This window comes from Asanoa sp. NPDC050611, from assembly GCF_040654855.1.
GTDB lineage: Bacteria > Actinomycetota > Actinomycetes > Mycobacteriales > Micromonosporaceae > Asanoa.
The window spans coordinates 1-1,960 of the sequence record NZ_JBFAIU010000643.1 but is presented as its reverse complement, the minus strand read 5'-3'; the positions used below and the strand labels follow the sequence as shown (position 1 = coordinate 1,960).

At 67.8% G+C, this 1,960-nt stretch carries 2 protein-coding genes; both read left to right on the top strand.

The window, feature by feature from the left end:
• Positions 1-89 precede the first annotated feature (89 nt).
• Positions 90-251 carry a DUF3311 domain-containing protein gene (locus AB0H87_RS41390; RefSeq protein ID WP_360159218.1) on the top strand — a complete coding sequence of 54 codons (162 nt, stop codon included), beginning with the start codon at positions 90-92 and terminating at the stop codon, positions 249-251.
• Between the two features lie 5 nt (positions 252-256).
• Positions 257-1,927, top strand: a complete 1,671-nt coding sequence (mctP, locus tag AB0H87_RS41385) for a monocarboxylate uptake permease MctP (RefSeq protein WP_360159215.1) — start codon at positions 257-259, stop codon at positions 1,925-1,927.
• Positions 1,928-1,960 lie beyond the last annotated feature (33 nt).

Here is a 1,960-nt window from a genome sequence, read left to right as displayed (position 1 = left end):
CAGTCGCTCCGGTACACCGCGCTCTTGCCGACAAGCTCGGCGCTATTTGTGCGGTTGAAGAGGATGTCGCCGTCGGTTAACGAGAGCTTCTGGACCTGCCGATCGTCGTCCCGCTGCTCACGCCGCTGTTCAACCATGACTCGCCGCGGCTGTTCGGCTTCCCGACGTTCTACTGGCTGCAACTGCTGTTCATCGTCCTCGGCGTTTCGACGACCACGGTCGTCTACCAGATGACCAAGAAGCGGCGGTGAGCACGATGGGCGACCACGTTACCGAGATCGTCATCTTCTCGCTGCTGTTCCTGCTGGTCAGCGGCATGGGCTTCGTCGCCGCGCGCTGGCGGGCGCCCAACGACATGGCCCACCTCGACGAGTGGGGCCTGGGCGGGCGCAGCTTCGGCGGCTGGATCACCTGGTTCCTGGTCGGCGGCGACCTCTACACCGCCTACACGTTCGTCGCGGTGCCGGCCCTGCTGTTCGGCGCGGGCGCGGCCGGCTTCTTCGCCGTCCCGTACACGATCATCATCTATCCGCTGGTCTTCCTAGTCCTGGTGCGGCTCTGGTCGGTCTCGCACCGGCACGGTTTCGTGACGCCGGCCGACTTCGTGCGGTCCCGGTTCCAGTCGCCGACGCTGGCGCTGCTGATCGCGATCACCGGCATCGTGGCGACGATGCCCTACATCGCGCTGCAGCTCGTCGGCATCGAGGCCGTGCTCAAGACGATGGGCGTGACCGGCGACAGCGCGATCGCGCGCCACCTGCCGATCATCATCGCGTTCGCGATCCTGGCGGCCTACACCTACCAGTCCGGGCTGCGGGCGCCGGCGCTGATCGCGTTCGTCAAGGACACGCTGATCTACATCGTGATCATCGTCGCGATCATCTACCTGCCGTACAAGCTGGGCGGCTGGGGCAAGATCTTCGACGCGGCCGACGCGAAGTTCGACGCGTCACCCAACCCGGGTGACGGCATCCTGCTCAATGCGGGCAACCAGTGGCAATACATCACACTGGCGCTCGGCTCGGCGCTCGCGCTGTTCCTCTACCCGCACAGCCTCACGGGCGTGCTGGCCAGCCGCAACCGCGACGTCATCAAGCGCAACATGTCCGCGCTGCCGGCCTACAGCCTGCTGCTCGGCCTGATCGCGCTGCTGGGCTTCATGGCGATCGCGGCGGGCGTCAAGCCGCTGCCGGGCGCCAAGGAGGGCTCGGTCGACAGCAACACGGTCGTGCCGCTGCTGTTCGACCAGCAGTTCCCGTCGTGGTTCGCGGGCATCGCGTTCGCCGCGGTCGGCATCGGGGCACTGGTCCCGGCCGCGATCATGTCGATCGCCGCGGCCAACCTGTTCACCCGCAACATCTACAAGGAATACCTGAAGCGCGACGCCTCGCCGGCGCAGGAGGCCAACGTCTCCAAGATCACGTCGCTGGTCGTGAAGATCGGCGCGGTCGCCTGCATCGTGTTCCTCGACCCGCAGTTCTCGATCGACCTGCAGCTCATCGGCGGCGTGATCATCCTGCAGACGCTGCCTGCGGTCGCCCTGGGCATCTACACCCGCTGGTTCCACCGCGGCGGCCTGATCGCCGGCTGGGCGGCGGGCATGCTGCTCGGCTTCTGGATGCTCTGGCAGATCCCCAACGCCGCCACGGGCCGCGCCCACTTCGGCGGCTCGGCGTTCGCACTGGAGAAGTTCGGCTTCACCGATTCCAAGACCACGGTGTACGTGGGCCTGGTCGCGGTCGCCGTCAACCTCCTGGTGGCCGCCCTGGTCACACTCGCGCTGCGGGCCGGCAAGGTGCCGGACGGCGGCGACGACACGCAGCCCGACGACTACTTCGCCGACGAGGGCGACCCACGGGTCGCGGTGCCGGCCCAGCCCGCCAGCACCGACCCGGACCTCGACCCGGCACCGTCCCCAAAGGTCTGACCGCACGACCCGCGGCGCCTCCTTGTCGACTCC

What these genes read in the sequence shown, in the direction of transcription:
- mctP (WP_360159215.1), top strand. Translation starts at nt 257, where the DNA reads ATGGGCGACCACGTTACCGAGATCGTCATCTTCTCGCTGCTGTTCCTG.